Origin of the sequence: Herminiimonas sp. CN (assembly GCF_000622895.1) — a bacterium.
Taxonomy (GTDB): Bacteria; Pseudomonadota; Gammaproteobacteria; order Burkholderiales; family Burkholderiaceae_D; genus AVCC01.
This window is the reverse complement of record NZ_AVCC01000024.1, coordinates 1-22,662: the sequence shown is the minus strand read 5'-3', so window position 1 is coordinate 22,662 and position 22,662 is coordinate 1. Positions and strand designations below refer to the sequence as shown.

The 22,662-nt window shown below is 60.3% G+C and carries 21 protein-coding genes; 11 read left to right on the top strand and 10 right to left on the bottom strand.

Annotation, left to right across the window (positions count from 1 at the left end):
- The first annotated feature begins 179 nt into the window (after positions 1-179).
- From HMCN_RS0107430 to cysM, 4 genes are all read left to right on the top strand, one after another.
- Positions 180-1,562, top strand: a complete 1,383-nt coding sequence (locus tag HMCN_RS0107430) for a UDP-glucose/GDP-mannose dehydrogenase family protein (RefSeq protein ID WP_025916783.1) — start codon at positions 180-182, stop codon at positions 1,560-1,562.
- The gene (rfaE1, locus tag HMCN_RS17455) at positions 1,559-2,485 is read left to right on the top strand and encodes a D-glycero-beta-D-manno-heptose-7-phosphate kinase (RefSeq protein ID WP_051566828.1); all 927 of its coding nucleotides are present in this window, start codon (positions 1,559-1,561) and stop codon (positions 2,483-2,485) included. Before HMCN_RS0107430 ends, rfaE1 begins: the two co-directional genes overlap by 4 nt.
- A gap of 134 nt (positions 2,486-2,619) precedes the next feature.
- Positions 2,620-3,051: a helix-hairpin-helix domain-containing protein gene (locus HMCN_RS0107420; protein WP_025916782.1), complete on the top strand. Its 432-nt coding sequence runs from the start codon at positions 2,620-2,622 to the stop codon at positions 3,049-3,051.
- 138 nt (positions 3,052-3,189) lie between these two features.
- On the top strand, positions 3,190-4,092 hold the full coding sequence (gene cysM / locus HMCN_RS0107415; protein WP_025916781.1) for a cysteine synthase CysM: 903 nt from the start codon (positions 3,190-3,192) through the stop codon (positions 4,090-4,092).
- Positions 4,093-4,258: 166 nt separating this feature from the next.
- Here cysM and HMCN_RS0107410 read toward each other — a convergent pair whose 3' ends face one another.
- Positions 4,259-4,540, bottom strand: coding sequence for a hypothetical protein (locus tag HMCN_RS0107410; protein ID WP_369792142.1), 282 nt, complete (start codon positions 4,538-4,540; stop codon positions 4,259-4,261).
- Between the two features lie 549 nt (positions 4,541-5,089).
- Entirely contained in the window at positions 5,090-6,208 is a 1,119-nt protein-coding gene (mltB, locus tag HMCN_RS0107405; RefSeq protein WP_025916779.1) for a lytic murein transglycosylase B, read from the bottom strand.
- A 171-nt stretch (positions 6,209-6,379) separates the two neighbouring features.
- Between mltB and HMCN_RS0107400 the strand changes: the two genes are divergently transcribed.
- The 4 genes from HMCN_RS0107400 (at position 6,380) to HMCN_RS0107385 (ending at position 10,981) form a co-directional block, all read left to right on the top strand.
- The gene (locus tag HMCN_RS0107400) at positions 6,380-7,321 is read left to right on the top strand and encodes a histone deacetylase family protein (RefSeq protein ID WP_025916778.1); all 942 of its coding nucleotides are present in this window, start codon (positions 6,380-6,382) and stop codon (positions 7,319-7,321) included.
- A gap of 80 nt (positions 7,322-7,401) precedes the next feature.
- Positions 7,402-9,039, top strand: a complete 1,638-nt coding sequence (locus HMCN_RS0107395; RefSeq protein WP_025916777.1) for an acyl-CoA synthetase — start codon at positions 7,402-7,404, stop codon at positions 9,037-9,039.
- 113 nt (positions 9,040-9,152) lie between these two features.
- On the top strand, positions 9,153-10,082 hold the full coding sequence (gene ylqF, locus HMCN_RS0107390) for a ribosome biogenesis GTPase YlqF (RefSeq protein ID WP_025916776.1): 930 nt from the start codon (positions 9,153-9,155) through the stop codon (positions 10,080-10,082).
- A 107-nt stretch (positions 10,083-10,189) separates the two neighbouring features.
- Positions 10,190-10,981, top strand: coding sequence for an enoyl-CoA hydratase (locus HMCN_RS0107385; protein WP_025916775.1), 792 nt, complete (start codon positions 10,190-10,192; stop codon positions 10,979-10,981).
- Between the two features lie 102 nt (positions 10,982-11,083).
- Here the strand turns inward: HMCN_RS0107385 and rapZ are convergent, their stop codons facing one another.
- From rapZ to ilvA, 8 genes are all read right to left on the bottom strand, one after another.
- Positions 11,084-11,959 (bottom strand): RNase adapter RapZ, encoded by an 876-nt coding sequence (gene rapZ / locus HMCN_RS0107380; protein ID WP_025916774.1) that lies wholly within the window; start codon positions 11,957-11,959, stop codon positions 11,084-11,086.
- A 42-nt stretch (positions 11,960-12,001) separates the two neighbouring features.
- On the bottom strand, positions 12,002-12,940 hold the full coding sequence (hprK, locus tag HMCN_RS0107375) for an HPr(Ser) kinase/phosphatase (protein WP_025916773.1): 939 nt from the start codon (positions 12,938-12,940) through the stop codon (positions 12,002-12,004).
- Positions 12,941-12,985: 45 nt separating this feature from the next.
- Positions 12,986-13,462: a PTS sugar transporter subunit IIA gene (locus HMCN_RS0107370; RefSeq protein ID WP_025916772.1), complete on the bottom strand. Its 477-nt coding sequence runs from the start codon at positions 13,460-13,462 to the stop codon at positions 12,986-12,988.
- On the bottom strand, positions 13,459-13,746 hold the full coding sequence (locus HMCN_RS19190) for a hypothetical protein (RefSeq protein ID WP_155837466.1): 288 nt from the start codon (positions 13,744-13,746) through the stop codon (positions 13,459-13,461). Before HMCN_RS19190 ends, HMCN_RS0107370 begins: the two co-directional genes overlap by 4 nt.
- A gap of 39 nt (positions 13,747-13,785) precedes the next feature.
- Complete coding sequence (locus tag HMCN_RS0107355) at positions 13,786-14,334, bottom strand: hypothetical protein (protein ID WP_238552017.1); 549 nt, start codon at positions 14,332-14,334, stop codon at positions 13,786-13,788.
- Between the two features lie 68 nt (positions 14,335-14,402).
- Entirely contained in the window at positions 14,403-14,735 is a 333-nt protein-coding gene (locus HMCN_RS0107350; RefSeq protein WP_025916770.1) for a YegP family protein, read from the bottom strand.
- Between the two features lie 160 nt (positions 14,736-14,895).
- A complete protein-coding gene (gene queF / locus HMCN_RS0107345; RefSeq protein ID WP_025916769.1) occupies positions 14,896-15,738 on the bottom strand; it encodes an NADPH-dependent 7-cyano-7-deazaguanine reductase QueF in 843 nt (280 codons plus the stop codon).
- A gap of 6 nt (positions 15,739-15,744) precedes the next feature.
- On the bottom strand, positions 15,745-17,280 hold the full coding sequence (ilvA, locus tag HMCN_RS0107340) for a threonine ammonia-lyase, biosynthetic (protein WP_025916768.1): 1,536 nt from the start codon (positions 17,278-17,280) through the stop codon (positions 15,745-15,747).
- A 137-nt stretch (positions 17,281-17,417) separates the two neighbouring features.
- On the opposite strand from ilvA, the gene HMCN_RS0107335 reads away from it, so the two are divergent.
- From HMCN_RS0107335 to HMCN_RS0107325, 3 genes are all read left to right on the top strand, one after another.
- Positions 17,418-17,909 (top strand): YqaA family protein, encoded by a 492-nt coding sequence (locus HMCN_RS0107335; RefSeq protein ID WP_025916767.1) that lies wholly within the window; start codon positions 17,418-17,420, stop codon positions 17,907-17,909.
- Between the two features lie 214 nt (positions 17,910-18,123).
- Positions 18,124-22,113, top strand: coding sequence for an FAD/FMN-binding oxidoreductase (locus HMCN_RS0107330; protein ID WP_025916766.1), 3,990 nt, complete (start codon positions 18,124-18,126; stop codon positions 22,111-22,113).
- Positions 22,114-22,125: 12 nt separating this feature from the next.
- Positions 22,126-22,560: an HIT family protein gene (locus HMCN_RS0107325; protein ID WP_025916765.1), complete on the top strand. Its 435-nt coding sequence runs from the start codon at positions 22,126-22,128 to the stop codon at positions 22,558-22,560.
- The last annotated feature ends 102 nt before the right edge of the window (positions 22,561-22,662 follow it).

Below are 22,662 nucleotides of genomic sequence, written 5' to 3'. Positions count from 1 at the left end.
GAAAAATACTTTATTTTCAGCATTGTTTTATTCGACTTAATATAATACGCAGGCGAGTATAATATGTTGACGCTGCCTTCATCATGGCTGACGGCCAGCCATTTGCGCGGCAGAACGGTTGCCGCGGCATCCCGTTCCGGCCGCATCCATGATCTGATTGAAACCTACCAAGCAAGTTTATGAAAATTACCATTATCGGCACCGGCTATGTTGGCCTGGTCACCGGGGCCTGCCTGGCCGAGCTCGGCAATGACGTCTTTTGCCTCGATCTCGATGCCGGCAAGATTGCCATCCTGAACGGCGGCGGGATTCCGATCCACGAACCCGGCCTGGCCGAAATTGTCGCGCGCAACCGCGCTTCCGGCCGTCTGCAGTTTTCCACCGATGTCGCCGCCAGCGTCGCGCATGGCGAGGTCCAGTTCATCGCGGTGGGCACGCCGCCGGATGAAGACGGTTCCGCCGATTTGCAATATGTGCTGGCCGCTGCGCGCAATATCGGCCGCTTCATGACCGGCTTCAAGGTCATCGTCGACAAGTCGACGGTGCCGGTCGGCACTGCGGACAAGGTGGCTGCGGCGTTGCGTGAAGCGCTCGCCGAACGCCAGCTGGAAACCGGCTTTGCGGTGGTGTCGAATCCCGAATTCCTCAAGGAAGGCGCCGCAGTGGAGGATTTCATGCGGCCCGACCGCATCGTCATCGGCTGCGATGGCACGCCGCAAGGGCAGCGGGCGCAAGCGATGATGAAGACGCTGTATGCGCCGTTCAATCGCAACCATGAACGCACGTTCTGGATGGATGTGCGCTCTGCCGAATTCACCAAATATGCAGCCAACGCGATGCTGGCAACGCGCATTTCGTTCATGAACGAACTCGCCAACCTGGCCGACAAGGTGGGCGTGGATATCGAGGCGGTGCGGCACGGAATCGGTTCCGACCCTCGCATCGGTCATAGCTTCCTGTATGCGGGATGCGGGTACGGCGGCTCGTGCTTTCCGAAGGACGTGCAGGCGCTGGAGCGCACCGCGCAGGAATTTTCGCAGGAATTGCTGATCCTGCGCGCGGTGGAGGCGGTCAACAACAACCAGAAGCACGTGCTGGGACAAAAGATCGTGTCCCGCTTCGGCGAAAACCTGACGGGCCGACATTTTGCCGTATGGGGACTGGCGTTCAAACCGAATACCGACGATATGCGTGAAGCATCGTCGCGCGTGCTGCTGGCCGAACTGATCCGGCGCGGCGCCACGGTGGCGGTATACGATCCGGTGGCGATGCCGGAAGCGCAGCGCGTGTTGGCGCAGGATTTCGCCGCGGTACCGGACGCGATGGCGCGCATCCGTTTTGCCGACGATCCGATGGATGCACTGGATGCGGCGCAGGCACTGGTCATCCTGACTGAGTGGAAAGCATTTCGCAGCCCCGATTTCGAGCAACTGAAGTCGCGCCTGCAAGCGCCGGTGATTTTTGATGGCCGCAACCTGTATGAACCCGGCCTGATGGCGCAGGCCGGCATTGAGTATCACGGCATCGGGCGCTCGGTTCTGACTAGCAAGGAAAATGCATGATGAAGCTGCCAGCATTGGATGCAACGCGGATTCTGGTGGCCGGTGATGTCATGCTGGACCGCTACTGGTTCGGCGATGTTAACCGGATATCGCCGGAAGCGCCGGTGCCGGTGGTGCATGTGGCAAAAAGCGAAGAGCGCCTGGGTGGCGCCGCCAACGTGGCACGCAACATATCCGCGCTGGGCGCGAACGCCGGCTTGCTGGGTGTGGTGGGGCGGGACGAGGCGGGCGACGCCATTGCGCGGATGCTGGATGACTCCGCAATTGGCAACTACCTGCAGCGCGATGCTGCGGCTTCTACCATCGTCAAATTGCGCGTGATCGGCCGCCAGCAGCAATTGCTGCGGATCGATTTCGAGCAGGCGCCGACCGCTGGCGCGCTGCGCAACAAGCTGGCGCAGTTCGACGCCCTGCTGTCGGATTACGATGTGGTGGTGCTGTCCGACTATGCCAAGGGCGGGCTGGTCAATGTGGCTGACATGATTCGGCTGGCGCGACAGGCCGGCAAGACGGTGTTGGTCGATCCGAAGGGCGAGGATTTCTCTTGTTATGCGGGAGCCTCGATATTGACCCCGAACAAGGCCGAGTTCCGTGCCATCGTCGGTTCCTGGCGCGACGAGGCCGAGTTGACTGCCAAAGCACAGCAACTGCGCAGCCGGTTGCAGCTGGAGGCGCTGTTGCTGACCCGCTCCGAAGAAGGCATGACACTGTATTCCGCGCAGGGCGTATCGCATGTGTCGGCGATGGCGCGCGAAGTATTCGATGTCTCGGGCGCCGGGGATACGGTAATCGCCACGCTGGCCGTGATGCTGGGTGCGGGATTGCCGCTGCAGCAAGCGGTGTCCTATGCCAATCGCGCCGGCGGCATCGTGGTGGGGAAACTGGGCACGGCCACCGTCTCCATTGATGAATTGAACGATTAAAATGAATTGCTGCTGCGTTCTGGCGGTTATTTTTCAAGCGACTTGTTGTATATTCTGTAAAGCTCGCTTGCGAGCGGTTTCGCCAGTGCTATTTTGACTGCTTTAATAATCAACAGCCAACCAAGGGGAATGAAATGTTCAAAAAATTATTGCTGGGTGTGATCAGTTTAATCGCAACGATGAGCTTTGCTTTCGCGCAAGTTGACGTCAACAAGGCTGATCAGGCGGGATTGGATAGCGTTAAAGGCATCGGGCCGGCCGTTTCCAAGAAAATTCTGGACGAACGCAAAAAAGGCGGCGACTTCAAGGATTGGATGGATTTGGAAAAACGGGTCAAGGGCATTGGCGAGAAGAACTCCTCCAAGCTGTCAGCTGCAGGCTTGACAGTCAATGGCCAGAGCAAGCCGAATGCTCCCGCCAAGGCGCCGGCAGCAGCCAAGGCCGATAAGAAGGTGAAGGCGGGCGCGGAGCCGAAAGCTGCTGCAACAGCGGACAAGTCGATGCCGGCCGCAGCGCCAGCCAGCAAGGACAAGAAAACCAAGCCGGAAGCTGCGCCAGCCAAGTAAGCCGCAGACTTTGCCACAAACCCCGCATGCGCAAGTTGCGGGTTTTTTTATTGCAGATATCGATTCGGCGATCAGTCAGCGCGGATTGACGCGACTCGGATTAAAATACAGCTTTGCTGATGCGATAGACCGGATACCATGCCTTACCAGACAATAGAAGATACGATAGGCAACACTCCTTTGGTTGCACTGCAGCGGGTTGTGGGTGCAGATGCGGCCCGCAGAAACAACATTATTCTCGGCAAGATGGAAGGCAATAACCCGGCCGGCTCGGTCAAGGATCGGGCCGCTTTGTCAATGATCAAGCGGGCCGAAGAGCGCGGCCAGATCAAGCCCGGCGACACCCTGATCGAGGCCACTAGCGGCAATACCGGAATTGCGCTGGCAATGGCGGCGTCGCTGCGCGGCTACAAGATGATTTTGCTGATGCCGGAAAACCTCAGCATGGAGCGGCGTCAGAGCATGTCCGCTTATGGCGCCCAACTGATGCTCACGCCCAAAATCGGCGGCATGGAATATGCGAGGGACCTGGCCTTGCAGATGCAAAAGGAAGGCCAGGGCATCATCCTCGACCAGTTTTCCAATCCGGATAATCCGCGCGCCCATTATGAAACTACCGGGCCTGAAATCTGGCGCGACACCAAAGGAAGCGTGACGCATTTTGTCAGCGCCATGGGCACCACCGGCACCATCATGGGCGTGTCGCGCTATCTGAAGGAGCAGAGCGACGCAGTGCGCATCATCGGCGCGCAACCGGAAGAAGGTTCGCAGATTCCGGGTATCCGCAAATGGCCGGAAGCCTACCTGCCGAAAATCTACGACAAAACCAGAGTCGACCAGATTGAAGCGGTAAGCCAGGCGGCAGCCGAGCACATGGCAAGGCGGCTTGCGGTCGAAGAGGGCATTTTCTGCGGCATTTCCGCCGCCGGCGCTTGCGAAGTCGCGCTACGGATATCTCAAACGGTAGAGAATGCGACTATAGTTTTTATCGTATGCGATCGCGGCGACCGATATCTCTCGACCGGTATTTTTCCTGCCTGATGGCGGGCAATAATCGGTTGTCCACCATCAGGTAGGAATCAACGACACCGCGGCCGGTTCAGAAACGCGCCGCTCACTGCTGCCAAGCGATCCAGTTTTGCCGCTCACAGGGCTGATGATGCATCAGCCCTGCGATCATGCGCGCCCTGCTGGGCACGGTGGGCAATTATGCTTCCGCCATTTCTTTTGGTTTGAACTGCTTGTCGCTGATCCTGAACTTGTTGCGACGATCGCCCATCAGATGGCGCAACTCGCGGATGCTTAATTCGCTCACTTCGTGCATCCTGATCAAAAGAGAGGCGCCGACCGGTAATCTGCGGTGACGAATTTTGCTGATAACGGGCGGTGCAACTTCCAGCGCTCTTGACAGTGCCGCGTCGTTTTTCAGATGCAGCTTTTCGATCAGCGTATCCAGGAGCCGATTTGGATTGTATTCAAATTGATCCATGAGTGCGGTGCTGCTGATGTCATTGTCTGTTTGAGTAGTCATGATCTTGGTCTTTCATTTTTAAATTTTATGGTGATGGAAGCGCAACAAAAAATCTGCTTATTCATGCATTGCGGTGCAGTAATACCGTGAGAACACCTGAGACCGTAAGTGAAGTTACATTTAAAAACAAATATTCAGATTCGGATGAATAAGCAGTGCCGGTTGCTTTCTGTACTCTTATTGCTGCTTCTGCAGTAACGCAAACATCACGACAATGGTGCTTCGAAGTGTCGGGTGAAATTTCTCGCGGTTAGAATCATATAGCAAAAAATTTCTGATATGCAACTATCTTCATACGTCAACAATTAATGCTCTTGATAAAAATGCACGTGATGTTAATCTCATTTTGAGAAAAGTATCTACAAAACAAGTGTCAGACTATTAAAAAATAAAAAAATTCCCTTCACTCAGGAAATATTTTGTCATTTCAACAATCGTCCGATTTGATTGTTGTCAATATTGCATCGAGTATACGTAATCTTCGGATCGATGCCGGGCGGCGTTCTGCTATCGGTTGCGCATGGCGTTGACGGCATGGCCCAGTTCAATTACCGACATCGCGTAAAAGAAGCTGCGGTTATAGCGCGTGATGGCGAAGAAATTATCTGTTCCCAGCCAGTATTCGGTCGCTTCGGCGCCATTTTGCAAATCCACCAACCCATACTGCAGATCGGTCGGTGCCAGCGGATCAGGCACGATGCCGGCACTGGTCAGTGCATCCAGGTTGTATTTTGCTTCCAGGCCCTGGCCAATGAAGGATGCCCAGGCTGTGCCGTTGCCCGCCGCCGGCGCGATGCTTGCCGGGAACACGATCGGATATCCGCGTCGCCATCCGTGCATTGCCAGAAAACGGGCCACGCTGCCAATCGCATCTGCAGGCGAGTTGCGCAAATCGATCTTGCCGTCCAGGTCGAAATCGACCGCATAGGCGCGAATGCTGCTGGGCATGAATTGCGGCCAGCCGATCGCCCCTGCATACGATCCGGTCAGCGACAATGGGTCGATATTCGATTCGCGCGCATATAACAGGGTGTTTTCCAGTTCGCCGCGGAAAAAATCCATTCTTGCGATGCGGGTCGGCGTGTTCGGGTAATCGAAGGCGAGAGTGGTCAGGGCGTCGAGTACGCGAAAATTCCCGGTATTGCGGCCATATACGGTTTCCACTCCGATGATGCCGACAATGATTTCAGCCGGAACGCCGTATTCGATTTCGGCGCGTCGCAGCGCGCTGGCATAGTCGTTCCAGAATTTTACGCCGGCATTGACGCGCACAGGCTCCACAAAGCGGGCCCGGTAGGCTTGCCAGTTCTTGGGGCGTCCCGGCGGCGCCGGCTTGATCAGCTGGATTGCGGCGTCGGCATATTTCACCTGGGCCAGGATCGCTTGCAGTTCTGCCTTGTCGAAGCCATGCTTTTCGACCATCTGATTGATGAAGCTTGCGACTTCCCTCCATTGCCCGAAATTGACGAATTCGCCCTGGGCATCTTCTTTTAATGCGAGCGTGCGCTGAACGCCGGGCCGGGCTGCATGGGCATCGGAGTGGGCGCCCAATCCCGCCGCGAGCAGAACGGACAGGGCGGCAGGCAAGGCAAGGCGCGGCAGTGTTTTGGGAAATATGGTTGACATTGTGAGAATGTATATTGTGATTCGGGAGCGTAAAATACGCAGTGCAAGCAGTGCAAGCAGTGTAAGGGATTGCGTCAGTTTCTGTTATGTAATCACTTATTCGCCACAATTATCTTAATCCGGCTTCATTCGAGAACCTCATGCCCGCCAGCTGCGGGCAACCCTGCATCCATGACGACAGCTTTATATTCCCATCCCGATTGCATGCGCCATGAGATGGGCGACTGGCATCCGGAGTCGCCGGCCCGACTGCAGGCGATTGCAGACCAGTTGATTGCCAGCCAGCTGGATGCGCAGCTGGAATATCGCCAGGCGCCGGCCGCCGCCGTGGCAGCTATCGCCCGCATCCATACGGATGCGGCCATCGCGCTGGTGCGCGACAACGTGCCGCAGGCGCTGAGCGGCCAGTCCAGCTATTACCCGCTGGACGGCGATACGTCGCTCAATGCGTTCAGCTGGCGGGCGGCGCTGGCAGCTGCCGGCGCTGCAGTGGCCGCTACCGATGCGGTCATCGGGGGCGAGGTTGACAATGCCTTCTGCTCGATTCGCCCGCCGGGCCACCATGCACGCCCGACCGAACCGATGGGTTTTTGCCTGTTCAACAACATCGCCATTGCGGTGCGCCACGCACTCGAAGTGCATGGCCTGGATCGCGTCGCCATCGTCGATTTCGATGTTCATCACGGCAACGGCACCGAGGAGGCATTCGCCAACGAACCCAGGGTGCTGATGGCGAGTTTCTTTCAGCATCCGTTTTATCCCTACAGCGGCACCGACACCGGCATCGCCAACGCGCTCAATATCCCGTTGCCGGCCGGCACTGCAGGCGCTGCGGTGCGCCAGCAGATTGCCGAAAAATGGCTGCTGGCGCTGCACGCCTACCGACCGCAAATGATCTTTATTTCGGCCGGCTTCGACGCCCATCGGGAAGACGATATCGGCCAGATGGGTCTGGTGGAGGATGATTTCGCCTGGATTACCCGGCAGATCATGGACGTCGCCAAAGTGCATGCCGGCGGGCGCATCGTCAGCTGCCTGGAAGGCGGCTACAACCTGCCTGCGCTGGGACGCAGCGTGGCTGCGCATTTGCAGGTGCTTGCGGGGCTAAGCTAATTGTTGTTAAGCCGACAGCTTTTCGCTCTCTGCGGCGCTACACTGAACCCATATCCATTTCATTTTGACAGAGGCCAGCAATGAACCAGTACGACCTGCATCTCGACCGGAATCCCGCCAACTACACGCCGCTGACGCCGGTGTCCTTCCTCGAGCGCGCCGCCAGCGTCTATCCAGAGCGGCTGGCGGTGATCCACGGCGCCTTGCGCCTGAGCTGGGCGGAGGAATACGCGCGGGCGCGCCGGCTGGCTTCGGCCTTGGCGCAGCGCGGCATCGGCGCCGGCGACACGGTGGCGGTGCTGTTGCCGAATACGCCGCCGATGATCGACGCCCATTTCGGCGTGCCGATGATCGGCGCGGTGCTCAATACCCTGAATACCCGGCTCGATCCGGAAACGATCGCCTTCATGCTCGAGCATGGCGGCGCCAAGGTGCTGATCGTCGATCCGGAATTTGCCGTGGTCGCCAAGGCGGCGCTGGCCCGCGTCCAGCACGAAATCCTGGTGGTCGATGTCAGCGATCCCGAATATCACCGCACCGTCGAGCCGGTCGGCAGCATCGGCTACGACGCGCTGCTGGCGCAGGGCGATCCGGCATTCGCGTGGCAGAACCCGTCCGACGAGTGGAATGCGATCGGCCTGAACTACACGTCCGGCACCACCGGCAATCCGAAAGGCGTGGTGGTGCACCATCGCGGCGCCTACCTGAATGCGATTTCCAACATCACGGTGTGGGGCTTGCCGCGCCATGCAGTGTACCTGTGGACGCTGCCGATGTTTCATTGCAACGGCTGGTGCTTTCCGTGGACCGTTGCGGCGCAGGCCGGCGTCAACGTCTGCCTGCGCCATGTCGATGCGAAAACGATCTGGAACGCGATCCGGGAGCACAAGGTCAGCCATTACTGCGCGGCGCCGATCGTGCAATCGCTGATCCTGAATGCGCCGCCCGAGCTGCGCGCCGGCATCAGCCACCCGGTCGCCACCATGGTGGCGGGCGCGGCGCCGCCGGCGGCAATGATCGAGGGCATGGAGCAGATGGGCTTCGACCTGACTCATGTATACGGCCTGACCGAGGTCTACGGTCCGGCGGTGGTGTGCGAGAAGCAGCAAGGCTGGAGCGCACTGGAGGTCGGCGAGCGGGCCCGCCTGAATGCGCGCCAGGGCGTGCGCTACACGCTGCAGGAGGCGGTCACGGTGCTGGATCCGGGCACCCTGCAGCCGGTGCCGGCCGACGGCAACACCATAGGCGAGATCATGTTCCGCGGCAATATCACGATGAAGGGCTACCTGAAGAATCCGCAGGCGACGCAGGAAGCGTTCGCCGGCGGCTGGTTCCACTCCGGCGACCTCGGCGTGATCGATCCGGACGGCTACATCAAGATCAAGGACCGCAGCAAGGACATCATCATTTCCGGCGGCGAAAACATTTCCAGCATCGAAGTCGAGGATGTGCTGTACCGCCATCCGGCGGTGATGGCGGCGGCCGTGGTGGCGATGCCGAACGAGAAATGGGGCGAGACGCCGTGCGCGTTCATCGAGTTGCGCCAGGGCGCGCAGGCGAGCGAGCAGGAGATCATCGCCCATTGCAAGCTGCATCTGGCCGGCTTCAAGGTGCCGCGCGCGGTGGTGTTTGCCGAATTGCCGAAAACCTCGACCGGCAAGATCCAGAAGTTCGAGCTGCGCCAGCGCGCCGGGTCGGTGTCCGCGATCGACGTTTGATCCGCTGCGGCGGGTGCCGTTCTGCTATGGAGCGGCTCCGGCCTACCGGATTTCTGATGGCGTGCGCCACAACTCCGTACAATAGCGGTTTATCCCGCAAGAATTGATTCCGCATGTCGATACAATGGTTCCCCGGCCACATGAACGCCGCCCGCAAGAAAGCGGCGGAAACCATGGAGGCGACCGATCTGGTCATCGAAGTGCTCGATGCCCGCATCCCCCAGGCCAGCTGCAATCCGATGGTGGAGGAGCTGCGCCTGTTCCGGCAGCGCCCCTGCCTGAAAATCCTCAACAAGAGCGATCTGGCCGATCCGGCGGCGACCCAGGCCTGGCTGGCTTTTTACAACAGCCAGAAAAACGTGCACGCAGTTGCACTGTCCTGCAAGAAGCCGTCGGACGTGCTGAAAATCCCCGCCCTATGCCTGCAGCAGGCGCCGCATCGCGGGGTGCCGACCAAGCCGCTGCGGATGATGATCATGGGCATCCCGAACGTCGGCAAATCGACGCTGATGAACGCCTTGCTCAAGCGGCGCGTGGCCAAGGTCGGCGACGAGCCGGCAGTGACCAAGGTGCAGCAGCGGCTGTACCTGAACAAGAACATGATCCTGACCGATACGCCCGGCATGCTGTGGCCGAAAATCGCCCATCCGACCGACGGCCTGATGCTGGCCGCCAGCCACGCGATCGGCGTCAATGCGTTGATGGAGGACGAGGTCGCGATCTTCCTGGCCGAGATCCTGCTGCAGCGCTATCCGCAATTGCTGGCGCAGCGCTACGGCTTGCAGATCGAGGGCACCGACGCGGTCGGCGTGGTCGAAGGCGTGGCGCAGCGGCGCGGTTTTCGTTTGAAGGGCGGCGACTGGGATTTCGAAAAAGCCGCCCATATCCTGCTGCAGGATTACCGCACCGGCGCGCTCGGGCGCATCAGCCTGGAAACCCCGGACAGCCGCACCGCGCTGCTGGACAGCTATGTGCCGCCGGTGCTGCTCGGCCTGTCGAAGCAGATCATGGAGTCGATCGATGTCGACGAGGCTCCCGAGTAAAGTGAAATAGTGTGGAGTATGGCTTAAAACACTAATTTTCCGCGCGTATTAAGTGCGGTATTAAATAATACAGGGGCCTGTATTAAACAGGCCGTAACGGAGGCCAAATGGAGCAGCCAGCAGCAGAGCAATCGATCCCGATGGTATTGGACAGCCGCAGCGGCGGCGTCGCGACCCTGACCCTGAACCGTGGCGCGCAGTTCAATGCGCTGTCGGAGCAGATGATGGATGCGCTGCAGGCCGCGCTCGACGCCATTGCGCAGGACGCCACGGTGCGGGTGGTGGTGCTGGCCGCCGCAGGCCGCGCGTTCTGCGCCGGGCACGACCTCAAGCAGATGCGCGCCACCCCTGCGCTGGAGTATTACCAGACTTTGTTCAAGCAATGCAGCAAGCTGATGCTGACGATCCAGCAATTGCCGCAACCGGTGATTGCACGGGTGCAGGGCATCGCCACCGCCGCCGGTTGCCAGCTGGTGGCGATGTGCGACCTGGCGGTGGCTTCCAGCGCAGCCAGCTTCGCGGTCTCGGGCATCAATGTCGGCCTGTTCTGCGCCACGCCGTCGGTCGCGCTGGCGCGCAACATAGCGCGCAAGCAGGCGATGGAAATGCTGCTGACCGGCGACTTCATCGATGCCGAGACCGCACTGGAGCGCGGCCTGGTCAACCGGGTGGCGCAGCCGGAGCAGCTCGACGCCGCAGTGGCGCAGCTGGCCGCCAGCATCCTGGCCAAGCCGGCGCTGGCGGTCGCAATGGGCAAGCAATTGTTTTACCAGCAGCTGGAAATGGGCATCGGCGCCGCCTATCAATTGGCCGGCCAGACCATGGCCTGCAACATGATGGACGCCGCCGCGCAAGAAGGGGTGCAGGCGTTCATCGAGAAACGCACCCCGAAGTGGTAGAAAAAACCGGCCAGATTTTTGTCTGGTGTATTTCTCCAAATCAACCGCGCACTTGCCGGCCGCGCCGGCGTACTGGCGTGCACGATTGATCCAGAAAAGGAATTAGTGCGAGGCCGAGCCAAGCTCCCGATGGCGCAGCACTACATGTTCCGCACGCTGAAAGTATTTTGCCAGCTGTTCCGCCATATACACCGAGCGGTGCTGGCCGCCGGTGCAGCCGATGGCCACGGTCAAGTAGCTGCGGTTGCTGCTCTTGAAGGCCGGCAGCCATTTTTCGACGAAATTGCGAATGTCGTTGAACAGTTCGGCGGCGTCCGGTTCCGCATCCAGAAAGGCGGCAACCGGCGCATCCTGTCCGGTCAGCGGCCGCAGATTGCTGTCGTAAAACGGGTTCGGCAGGGTGCGCACGTCAAACACCAGGTCGGCGTCGAGCGGGACGCCGAATTTGAAGGCGAACGATTCGAACAGCAGCGTCAGCGGCGTGCCCTTGATTTCGACCAGTTCCGAGATCCAGGAACGCAATTTGTTGGCGCTCATGCCGGAAGTGTCGATGACCTGGCTGTACCCTTCGAAATCGACCATTTTTTCGCGTTCTTCGCGGATGCACTCTGCCAGCGCGCGGCGCTGCTGCGGGTTTTGTCCGGAATAGGTTCGATGCGACAGCGGGTGACTGCGGCGGGTTTCGGAAAAGCGCGTGATCAGGGATTCGGTTTTGGCGGTCAGAAACAGGACCTTGACGTCGTGCCCTTCGCTTTTCAGGAGCTGAATGTCGGCCGGCAGTGCAGCCAGCGACCGGGCGCTGCGCGCATCCATCGCGATCGCCGCGGCATCGACGCCATCGGCATCGAGGGTCGCAATCAGCGCGCGCAGCAGGGTCGGCGGCAGGTTGTCGACGCAATACACGCCGGCGTCTTCGAGCGCATTCAGCGCAACCGATTTGCCGGAGCCGGAAATGCCGGTAATGAGAATAATCCGCATGGAGCTGTGAGGTAAGTGGAGGTGACGGCCTCCATCATAGCGTCAATCTTCGCTCATGGCCTTGCGCTGACGTTCCATGAATTCTTCCAGCGTGTCGATGCCGCGCAATTGCAGGATCGTATTGCGCACCGCGGCTTCCAGCAAGACTGCGATGTTGCGTCCGGCGGCCACCGGAATGATGACCTTGCGCACCGGCAGCCCCAGCACGTCTTCGGTCTGCGCATCGAACGGCAGCCGTTCCATGTGATCTTCCAGCACGCTGCGGCGTACCAGATGGACGATCAGCTTGAGCCGCATCTTGCGCCGCACCGCGGTCTCGCCGAAGATGGTCTTGATGTCGAGCAGGCCCAGGCCGCGCACTTCCAGCAGGTTTTGCAGCAGCGCCGGACAGCGGCCCTCGATCATGTTGGGCGCGATGCGCGAAAACTCGACCGCATCGTCGGCCACCAGGCCGTGGCTGCGGGAGATCAGTTCCAGTCCCAGTTCGCTTTTGCCCAGTCCCGATTCGCCGGTAATGAGTACGCCGACTCCCAGCACGTCCATGAAAACGCCGTGCATCGTGATGCGCTGTGCCAGTTTCTTGGACAGGTAGATGCGCAGATAATCGATCACCTGCGCGGCCGGCAACGGGGTGGAAAACAGCGGGATGTTCTTCTCGTCGCAGGACGTCATGATGTCGAGCGGGGTTTCCAGACCCTGGGCGATGATCAGCGCCGGCGGTTCGCCCGCCATCAGCATCTGGGTTTGATAGCCGCGCGACTGTACTTTGAGATTCCGATAGTAGGCGATTTCCTGATGCCCGAATACCTGGATGCGCCCCGGGTGAATCCAGTTCAGGTGGCCGACCTGGTCGGCCGCCGAGGCGGCATCGCCGGAGATCAGCCGGTCGCCGCCGGAGAAGCCGGCAAACCATCCCAGTTCCAGCGTTTCGCGGTTGTCGTCAAACAGTTGCTGAATGGTGAGCGGCGTGGTCGGTGGCATGGGGCGGTATGAGTGCGGGTTCGGAAGATCGACGAAAAAGCAGCGTCAGCGGTGGGCCGCAGCATGCTGCGGTTCCCAGGAAACGATGCGCCGGTGCACGGAGGCCTGGTCGGCATCGGCGGCGAGCGCCGCCCGGGTCCCATCATCGGAAAACATCTCGGCTATTTCGGACAGGATTTCCAGATGCTGTTGCGTCACATGATCGGGAATCAGCAGAAAAATCAGCAATTTGACCGGTTGGCCGTCGGGCGATTCGAACGGAATCGGTTCGGCCAGGCGCACGAAGGCAGCCAGCGGCGCTTTCAAGCCCTTGATGCGGCCATGCGGGACGGCCACCCCATGGCCAAGACCGGTCGAGCCCAAACGCTCCCGTGCGAACAGATTGTCGGATACGTTGGAGCGCGCGATGCCGCAATTATTTTCAAAAATTAGGCCGGCTTGTTCGAAAGCCCTTTTCTTGCTGGAGACCTCAAGGTCGAGCACAACGTTGTTTGGCGACAATATTTTTGCGAGATTTGTCATGATGCAGATAGTAATGGTGCAATGCACAATGGAGCTATGTGACGGGGATTATAGGCTTCTTTGCAGCTTGCGCAATGATATGCAGCATATTGTCCTGATTGGAAAAATTTCGGGCGAAGACATGGATCGCCAATGTGGCCGATATTGCTGCTAACTTCGCTCGTTTGCCGCTGATCTGCCGCATATTTTGCCATCGCAGCTATTTCAAGTGCGCCTGTACGGTGCAATTTGGAAGCGGTTTTGTCGCTTATCCACATCATCCGCAGCGATGCGACCGATGCCATGCAATGCGCCAAAACCGACCGATGCCCGCTGGCTTGAAATTAATTGAAATTAATCCGGCCAAATACGTACAGGACGTCGCCATTGCCCTTGTTGCCCGAGAGGCGGGGTACGTAGGATGCCATCAGTTTTGCTCCCGGAATGCCGATCGAGGCAACCGGCAAGATTGCCGGAAACGGCACTCTGCCCCAGGTGTCGGTGCGGCTGATGAGCAGCGCACTCCAGCCTGCGCCGGCCTCCAGCTTGCCTGCGACCGGCCAGTTCCACTGGTACGCGTAGCCGGCCATGAGTTGCGGGTCGTAGTGGGAATCCGAAATCGCCAGGCCGTACAGGTATTCCTCGTCCCCGTTCGGGTGGCGCAGGGTTTTGCCGAGACCGAGTCCCCAGGACTTTTCATTGAATTGCCGGATGCGTTCCGGGGTGTAGGTATTTCTGCCGTGATACGAGTAGCCGGACAGGAACAGGCTGGTTTCGCCCTGCCCGCTGATCGTTTCGACCTTGCTGCGCACCACGTCTTTGGTGTGCTGCCACCAGTCGCCGTTGTCAGTTGCGCTGTCTGCCGCCATTGCGCTGCAGGATGCCGCCAGCATGAAAGCGCCAAGGCCGCACCGGATCGGTACGGCCCTGGATGGCCCGGGAAGAAATGTTGCCCACCATGTCATTGCGTGTTGTCCTCGACTGCCGAAGTGGCGTTGGCTTTTGCCAGCGCGATCTCGTTTTCCATGGCGGCTGTGGACGAGTACATCTGGCTTTTGCCGATGATCTGACCATTTGCCGCCTTGAGCACGAAATACGGCTGGTTGGCAGTCGATGATTTGCGTTCGAAGTGCTTATCGTCGCTGCCGTTTTTCTGGCAGGATGCAATCCCGTTCAGCGCGGCCGCCTTGGATTCATAGGTTTCCGAAGTGAAGAGGATCTGATCGTTGTCGGCTACCAGCTTGAACGAAAATTTGCCTGCTGTGGAATTCTTTAAAACGTATTTGCCAGCCATGATGCCTCCTGAGTGGTGTTGATTTACGGTTTAACCTTGAAAAAAAACAGCAAGATAAGTTAATCACAAGCCAGCGGCAGGTCAATTGATCTGGGATGCAATTTCGTGACATTTTGTGAGTTCGCAACCGAATTTGACGCCCATCCTGCCGATGCCGGGATCACTGGCGGGCATTGCGCAGGTTCAGGGCCTGGCTGCCGGCGCTGAAATTGCTGCGCCAGGGGTTGATGTCGAGTCCGCCGCGCCGCGTGTAGCGGGCGTACACCGACAGTTTCTGCGGTTTGCACTGGCGCAGGATGTCGATGAAGATCCGCTCCACGCATTGCTCGTGGAATTCATTGTGGGTGCGAAAGCCGATCAAATACCGCAGCAAGCCTGCTTCATCGATCGGCGCGCCGCAATAGCGGATCTGCACGCTGCCCCAGTCCGGCTGCCCGGTGACCAGGCAATTCGATTTCAGCAGGTGCGACACCAGCGTCTGTTCCACCGGCGCGCTGTCGGGGTCGGTCTGGAGCAGCGCCGGATTGGGCGTGTAGTCGCTGACCTCGATGTCCAGCCGGTCCAGCAACTGGCCTTCCAGTTCGCCCAACTTCAGCGCGCCGAACGAGTCCGGCAGGGTCAGCGCGACCCGCACCGGCGCGCCGAAGCCGGCCGACAGGTCGGCCTGCAGCAGGTGCAGCAGCGCATCGGCGCCGGCCAGCCGGGTCTGGTTGAAGGAGTTCAGATACAGCTTGAAGGATTTCGATTCGATGATGTTGGGCGAATCGGCCGGCACCGTGATGGTGCCGATCGCCACTTGCGGCTTGCCGCGCAGATTCAGCCACGACAGCTCGTAGGCGTTCCAGATGTCGACGCCGAAAAACGGCAGGGTGCCGCCGCCGAGGCCAAGTTCGTCGCGCTTGCCCTGGCGGGCGATCGGGAACAGCAGCGACGGCTCGTATTGTGTGACGTAGGCGGATGGCTGGCCCAGCGGCGAGCGGTCCGGCATGGAAGGCGCGTGCATCGGCATTTACCCTAAAAACAGCTTGTAGACCGGATTTTTGCTCTCGTCCCAATGGCGGTAGCCGACCGTGTTCAGGAACGCGCGGAAATCCTTCATTTCCTTCTTCGGCACTTGCAGGCCGATCAGGATGCGGCCGTAGTCGGCGCCGTGGTTGCGGTAGTGGAACAGGCTGATGTTCCAGTTCGGCGCCATGCAGGACAGGAAGCGCCACAGCGCGCCGGGCCGCTCGGGGAACTCGAAGCGGTACAGCAGTTCGTTTTGCGCCAGCGCGCTCTTGCCGCCGACCAGGTGGCGGATGTGCAGCTTGCCGAGTTCGTCGTCGGTCAGATCGAGCGTTTTGAAATTGTGCTTTTCAAAATTCTTGGCAATCTTGGCCGCTTCTTCCCGATTCGCGACCTGGATGCCGACGAAGATGTGGGCTTCCAGTTCGCCGCTGATCCGGTAGTTGAATTCGGTCACGTTGCGCTGCCCGATCAGTTCGCAGAAGCGCCTGAAGCTGCCGCGTTCTTCCGGAATGGTGACGGCGAACACCGCTTCGCGCGCTTCGCCGACTTCGGCGCTCTCGGCGACGAAGCGCAAGCGGTCGAAATTCATGTTGGCGCCGCAGGCGATGGTGACCATGGTTTCATTCTTGAGCGGCGTCTTGTCGGCTTTGGCGCGCGCGATATACGCTTTTGCCCCTGCCACGGCCAGCGCGCCGGCCGGTTCCAGGATGCTGCGGGTGTCCTGGAATACGTCCTTGATCGCCGCGCAGATGGCGTCGGTATCGACCAGGATGATGTCGTCCACATATTGCCTGGCAAGGCGGAAGGTTTCTTCGCCCACCAGCTTGACCGCGGTGCCGTCGGAGAACAGGCCGACATCCGGCAGCGTGATGCGGCGGCCCGCTTTCAGGCTGCGCGCCATCGCGTCGGAATCGATGGTCTGGACCCCGATGATCTTGATCTCGGGACGGATCTGCTTGATGTAGGCGGCCACGCCGGCGATCAGGCCGCCGCCGCCGATGGCGACGAAAACGGCGTGGATCGGGTCCGCATGCTGGCGCAGGATTTCCATTCCGATGGTGCCCTGGCCGGCGATTACGTAAGGATCGTCGAACGGGTGGACGAAGGTCAGCTTGTGCTTCTTTTCCAGCGTCAGCGCATGGTCATAGGCGTCGGTGAAGGACTCGCCGAACAGCACGGTTTCAACCTGCGCGCCGCCGCGCGCCTTGACGGCGTCGACCTTGACCGGCGGCGTGGTGGTCGGCATCACGATCATCGCCTTGCAGCCGAGCTTGGCGGCCGACAGCGCAACGCCCTGCGCATGGTTGCCGGCCGATGCGCAAATCACCCCGTGTTTCAATTGTTCCGGGCTCAGGTGCGCCATCTTGTTGTAGGCGCCGCGCAGCTTGAAGCTGAACACGCTTTGCATGTCCTCGCGCTTGAAGTAAATCTTGTTATCCATCCGCTTGGACAAAGTGGGTGCGAATTCCAGCGGAGTTTCAAATGCCACGTCGTAGACGCGGGCCGTCAGGATTTTTTTGAGATAGTCGGTATTCATAAGCTCGGTTGCGCTGTCGGGATCAGCGCGGGCAGGCGCCGGACCTTGACAAAAATGTGAAGAAAGGCCAAGCGATCATTGCTGGCCGTTTATTATAATGGACGTTTTTTTTCGCCACCGTCCTCAGCCTTCCTTTTATGCTCGAATCCGCAATCACCTGGCTGTTAGGCGTTCTGGCGCTGCCGAAAATCGGTCTGACATCGGTTTTCGTAGTCGCTTTTGTTTCCGCCACGCTGGTGCCGATGGGCTCGGAGCCGCTGGTTTTTGCGGTGATCAAGGCCGATGGCGCACTGTTCTGGCAAGTCATCCTGGTCGCCACTGCGGGCAATACGCTGGGTGGCGTGCTTAATTACTGGATCGGCTACGGCGCCAAAAACACCTTTGCGAAAGAGCGCGAAAGCCGCTGGTTTGGCTGGTTGCGCCGCTATGGTGCGAAAACCATGCTGCTGGCCTGGCTGCCGGCGGTGGGCGATCCGATCTGCACGCTGGGCGGCTGGCTGCGCTTGCCGTTCTGGCCTTGTGTGATGTACATGGCGCTGGGTAAATTCTGCCGTTACATCGCGGTGACCTGGCTGCTGCTGCATGTGCCCAATGGCATATGGCATCAGGCGGCCCGCTGGCTGGCGTAGCAATACATACAGGATGCCGTATAAAATATTGTCGCTTTAAAATATGCGGAAATAACGCTTTTTCAACGCATACCCCCAGTAGAACAAGATTTTTCCGGAATTCGGGCCGGCCGTCGTGGGGATCGCGCTAACGCATATGAAACGTAAGGCTGTTGCAACATGCTGCGGCGCGATACGCTAAAATGCTTCTTTAGGGTCAGTCCAACACCACGCCATGAACGCCCCCGCACAAATCCAAGCCTTGCTCTCAGACGCGCCCGCCGGCGCCGCGCCGACCCGTTTGCGCGAAATTCCGTATAACTACACCTCGTTTTCCGACCGCGAAATCGTCATCCGCCTGCTCGGCGAAGAAGCCTGGAAACTGCTCGACACGCTGCGCGGCGCGCGCCAGACCGGCCGCTCGGCGCGGATGCTGTATGAAGTGCTGGGCGACATATGGGTGGTGCAGCGCAATCCGTATCTGCAAGACGACATGCTGGATAACCCGAAGCGCCGCCAGGACCTGATCGATGCGCTGAATCACCGCCTGAGCGAAGTCGAGCGCCGTCGCGTCACCACCGACCTGGCCGACGCCGGCGATGCCGATGCGCTCAGCCGCAGCGCCAGCGTGGAAGCGCTGCTGAAGGCGGCGCGCCGGGCGGTGGCCGATTTCGCCGAGGAGTTCCGCCGCACCTACGATTTGCGCCGTCGCGCCACCAAGGTGCTGGGGCGCCACACCGAGAAGGACAACATCAAGTTCGACGGTTTGAGCCGCGTGTCGCACGTGACCGATGCCACCGACTGGCGGGTCGAATATCCGTTCGTGGTGCTCACGCCCGACACCGAGGACGAAATGGCCGGCCTGGTCAAGGCTTGCATCGAGCTCGGCCTGACCATCATTCCGCGCGGCGGCGGCACCGGCTACACCGGCGGCGCGATTCCGCTGACGCCGCTGTCGGCCGTCATCAATACCGAAAAACTGGAGCAGCTGGGCGCGGTCGAAATGACCGTGCTGCCCGGCGTCGGGCGCGAGTACGCCACCATCTATTCGGGCGCCGGCGTGGTCACCAAGCGCGTCTCGGACGCGGCCGAGAAGGCCGGTTTCGTGTTCGCGGTCGATCCGACCTCGGCCGAAGCGTCCTGCGTCGGCGGCAACGTCGCGATGAACGCCGGCGGCAAGAAGGCGGTGCTGTGGGGCACGGCGCTGGACAATCTGGCCTCGTGGCGGATGGTCGATCCGAACGGCGACTGGCTCGAAGTCACCCGCGTCGAGCACAATCTGGGCAAGATCCACGATGCGCCGCTGGCCAAGTTCAGGCTCGAATGGTCGCACCCGGGGGCCAAGGGCGGCCGCAGCACGCCGTTCAAGACCGAAATGCTGGAGATCGAAGGCCGCAAGTTCCGCAAGGAAGGGCTGGGCAAGGACGTCACCGACAAATTCCTGTCGGGTTTGCCGGGCGTGCAAAAAGAGGGTTGCGACGGCCTGATCACCTCGGCGCGCTGGATTTTGCACCGGATGCCGAAGTTCGCCCGCACCGTCTGCCTGGAATTTTTCGGCCAGGCCAGCGACGCCATTCCGAGCATCGTCGAGATCAAGGATTACCTCGATGCCGAAACTAAAAAAGGCGGCGCCGTGCTAGCCGGCCTCGAGCATCTGGACGAGCGCTATCTGCGCGCGGTCGGCTACGCCACCAAATCCAAGCGCGGCGTATTGCCGAAGATGGCGCTGTTCGGCGACATCGTCGGCGACGACGAGAACGCGGTCGCGCAAGCGGCCTCGGAAGTGGTGCGCATCGCCAACACCCGGGTCGGCGAAGGCTTCGTCGCGGTATCGCCGGAAGCGCGCAAGAAATTCTGGCTCGACCGCGCCCGCACCGCCGCCATTTCCAAGCATACCAACGCCTTCAAGATCAATGAGGACGTGGTGATTCCGCTGAATCGGATGGGCGAATACACCAACGGCATCGAACATATCAATATCGAGCTGTCGATTCGCAACAAGCTGCAATTGATCGGCGCCTTGCGCAGCTTCTTTGCCGCCGGCAATCTGCCGCTGGGTAAGAGCGAGGACGCCGAAGGCGATGCGATTCCGGATGCCGAAATGCTGGAAGACCGGGTCCATCAGGCCACAGAGCTGCTCGAACTGACCCATACCCGCTGGACCTACCTGCTGGAGCAGATCGACCAGCCGCTGGCGCAATCGAAAGACATGCTGCTGGCGCTCGGCCTGGAAAAACACGTCGCGGCGATCGAGCAGCGGCTGCAGCGCCAGCCCGATGCGCAACTGTTCCACCTGCTGCAGGACCGCACCGTGCGGGTGTCGTGGAAGCTGGAGGTGCGCGCCGTCCTGCGCCAGATCTTCGGCGGCGGCGCCTTCAAGCTGATTCTCGACGAATGCACGGCGATCCACCAGAAGGTGCTGCGCGGCCGCGTCTTCGTCGCGCTGCACATGCACGCCGGCGACGGCAACGTGCACACCAACATCCCGGTCAATTCCGACGATTACCAGATGCTGCAGGATGCCCATGCGGCGGTGGCGCGCATCATGGCGCTGGCGCGCTCGCTGGACGGCGTGATTTCCGGCGAGCACGGCATCGGCATCACCAAGATCGAATACCTGACCGAGGGCGAAATCGGCGACTTCCGCGACTACAAGCAGCGCATCGACCCGGAGGGCCGCTTCAACAAGGGCAAGCTGCTGGCCGGCGCCGACTTGCGCAACGCCTACACGCCGTCGTTCGGCCTGATGGGGCACGAATCGCTGATCATGCAGCAAAGCGACATCGGCGCGATCGCCAGCAGCATCAAGGATTGCCTGCGCTGCGGCAAGTGCAAGCCGGTCTGCTCGACCCACGTGCCGCGCGCCAATCTGCTGTACTCGCCGCGCAACAAGATTCTGGCCACCTCGCTGCTGGTGGAAGCGTTCCTGTACGAAGAGCAGACCCGGCGCGGCATCTCGATCAAGCACTGGGATGAGTTTTCCGATGTGGCCGACCATTGCACGGTGTGCCACAAGTGCGTCACGCCCTGTCCGGTCGACATCGATTTCGGCGACGTCTCGATGAACATGCGCAACCTGCTGCGCAAGATGGGGCAGAAGAAATTCAATCCCGGCACCGCGGCCTCGATGTTCTTCCTCAACGCGACCGATCCGGCCACCATCAACGCCACCCGCACCGCGATGATAGGCTGGGGCTACAAGGCGCAGCGTTTCGGCCACGACATCCTGAAGAAGTTCGCCAAGAAGCAGACCAAGGCGCCGCCGGCCACCGTCGGCAAGCCGGCGGTCAGGGAGCAGGTGATCCACTTCATCAACAAGAAGATGCCCGGCAACCTGCCGAAGAAAACCGCGCGCGCGCTGCTCGACATCGAGGACGACAAGATCGTGCCGATCATCCGCGACCCGCAGACCACCAGCGCCGACACCGAAGCGGTGTTCTACTTCCCCGGCTGCGGTTCGGAACGCCTGTTCTCGCAGGTCGGGCTGGCCACGCAGGCGATGCTGTGGCACGTCGGGGTGCAGACCGTGCTGCCGCCCGGCTACCTGTGCTGCGGCTATCCGCAGCGCGGCAACGGCCAGTACGACAAGGCCGAGAAGATGATGACCGACAACCGGGTGCTGTTCCACCGCATGGCCAATACGCTCAACTACCTCGACATCAAGACTGTGGTGGTGTCGTGCGGCACCTGCTACGACCAGTTGGCCACCTATGAATTCGACAAGATATTCCCCGGCTGCCGGATCATCGACATCCACGAATACCTGCTGGAGAAAAACGTCCGGCTGGAAGGCGTGGCCGGCACCCGCTACATGTACCACGAGCCGTGCCACAACCCGATGAAGCTGCAGGAGTCGGGCAAGACCATCAATGCGCTGATTTCCACCGTGGACAACGTCAAGATCGAGAAAAACGAGCGCTGCTGCGGCGAGTCCGGCACGCTGGCGGTCAGCCGTCCCGACATCTCGACCCAGGTCCGGTTCCGCAAGGAGGAGGAAATGATCAAGGGCGCCGACAAGCTGCGCGCCGACGGCTTTAGCGGCGACGTCAAGATACTGACTTCCTGCCCGTCCTGCCTGCAGGGCTTGCTGCGCTACAACGACGATGCCGACACCGATGCCGATTACATCGTGATCGAGATGGCCAGGCATTTGCTGGGCGAAAACTGGCTGCCGGAATATGTGGCGCGCGCCAATGCCGGCGGCATCGAGCGGGTTTTAGTGTAAGGAGCGAACCTTATGACGCAAATCGAGTGTGAATTGTGCGCGCAGCAGGGCGGCGAAGTCGTGCATCTTGCGGCACAGTGGCATGTGGTGCTGGTGGACGACGCCGACTACCCCGGTTTTTGCCGCGTGATCTGGAATCGCCACGTGCGGGAAATGACCGATCTGGCGCTGGCCGAGCGCGACTTGCTGATGGCAGCGGTGTGGCAAGTCGAGGCGGCGGTGCGCGACGTGCTGCAGCCGCACAAAGTCAATCTGGCCAGCCTGGGCAACATGACGCCGCATCTGCACTGGCATGTGATTCCGCGCTATGACGACGATGCGCAGTTCCCGGCTCCGGTCTGGGCGCCGGCGCAACGCGCCACCGCGCCCGAGGTGCTGGCCCGGCGCCGTGACTTGCTGCCGACCCTGCGCACCGCCATCCGGGCTCGGATGGCGTCATTGATCTGATGCATGCGCACCTGCTCAGGTGAGGCGAGGATGCGGCGCGAATTCTGAACTGCTATGAGTATATTTTTTTATCGCAATAAAAATAATAGTCGTCGTAGTAGT

What these genes read in the sequence shown, in the direction of transcription:
- rfaE1 (WP_051566828.1), top strand. Translation starts at nt 1,559, where the DNA reads ATGATGAAGCTGCCAGCATTGGATGCAACGCGGATTCTGGTGGCCGGT.
- rapZ (WP_025916774.1), bottom strand. Translation starts at nt 11,959, where the DNA reads ATGCGGATTATTCTCATTACCGGCATTTCCGGCTCCGGCAAATCGGTT.
- HMCN_RS0107420 (WP_025916782.1), top strand. Translation starts at nt 2,620, where the DNA reads ATGTTCAAAAAATTATTGCTGGGTGTGATCAGTTTAATCGCAACGATG.
- HMCN_RS0107335 (WP_025916767.1), top strand. Translation starts at nt 17,418, where the DNA reads ATGCTCGAATCCGCAATCACCTGGCTGTTAGGCGTTCTGGCGCTGCCG.
- cysM (WP_025916781.1), top strand. Translation starts at nt 3,190, where the DNA reads ATGCCTTACCAGACAATAGAAGATACGATAGGCAACACTCCTTTGGTT.
- mltB (WP_025916779.1), bottom strand. Translation starts at nt 6,208, where the DNA reads ATGTCAACCATATTTCCCAAAACACTGCCGCGCCTTGCCTTGCCTGCC.
- hprK (WP_025916773.1), bottom strand. Translation starts at nt 12,940, where the DNA reads ATGCCACCGACCACGCCGCTCACCATTCAGCAACTGTTTGACGACAAC.
- ilvA (WP_025916768.1), bottom strand. Translation starts at nt 17,280, where the DNA reads ATGAATACCGACTATCTCAAAAAAATCCTGACGGCCCGCGTCTACGAC.
- ylqF (WP_025916776.1), top strand. Translation starts at nt 9,153, where the DNA reads ATGTCGATACAATGGTTCCCCGGCCACATGAACGCCGCCCGCAAGAAA.
- queF (WP_025916769.1), bottom strand. Translation starts at nt 15,738, where the DNA reads ATGCACGCGCCTTCCATGCCGGACCGCTCGCCGCTGGGCCAGCCATCC.
- HMCN_RS0107355 (WP_238552017.1), bottom strand. Translation starts at nt 14,334, where the DNA reads ATGCTGGCGGCATCCTGCAGCGCAATGGCGGCAGACAGCGCAACTGAC.
- HMCN_RS0107350 (WP_025916770.1), bottom strand. Translation starts at nt 14,735, where the DNA reads ATGGCTGGCAAATACGTTTTAAAGAATTCCACAGCAGGCAAATTTTCG.
- HMCN_RS0107400 (WP_025916778.1), top strand. Translation starts at nt 6,380, where the DNA reads ATGACGACAGCTTTATATTCCCATCCCGATTGCATGCGCCATGAGATG.
- HMCN_RS0107330 (WP_025916766.1), top strand. Translation starts at nt 18,124, where the DNA reads ATGAACGCCCCCGCACAAATCCAAGCCTTGCTCTCAGACGCGCCCGCC.
- HMCN_RS0107395 (WP_025916777.1), top strand. Translation starts at nt 7,402, where the DNA reads ATGAACCAGTACGACCTGCATCTCGACCGGAATCCCGCCAACTACACG.
- HMCN_RS0107410 (WP_369792142.1), bottom strand. Translation starts at nt 4,540, where the DNA reads ATGGATCAATTTGAATACAATCCAAATCGGCTCCTGGATACGCTGATC.
- HMCN_RS0107430 (WP_025916783.1), top strand. Translation starts at nt 180, where the DNA reads ATGAAAATTACCATTATCGGCACCGGCTATGTTGGCCTGGTCACCGGG.
- HMCN_RS0107385 (WP_025916775.1), top strand. Translation starts at nt 10,190, where the DNA reads ATGGAGCAGCCAGCAGCAGAGCAATCGATCCCGATGGTATTGGACAGC.
- HMCN_RS0107370 (WP_025916772.1), bottom strand. Translation starts at nt 13,462, where the DNA reads ATGACAAATCTCGCAAAAATATTGTCGCCAAACAACGTTGTGCTCGAC.
- HMCN_RS0107325 (WP_025916765.1), top strand. Translation starts at nt 22,126, where the DNA reads ATGACGCAAATCGAGTGTGAATTGTGCGCGCAGCAGGGCGGCGAAGTC.
- HMCN_RS19190 (WP_155837466.1), bottom strand. Translation starts at nt 13,746, where the DNA reads ATGGCATCGGTCGCATCGCTGCGGATGATGTGGATAAGCGACAAAACC.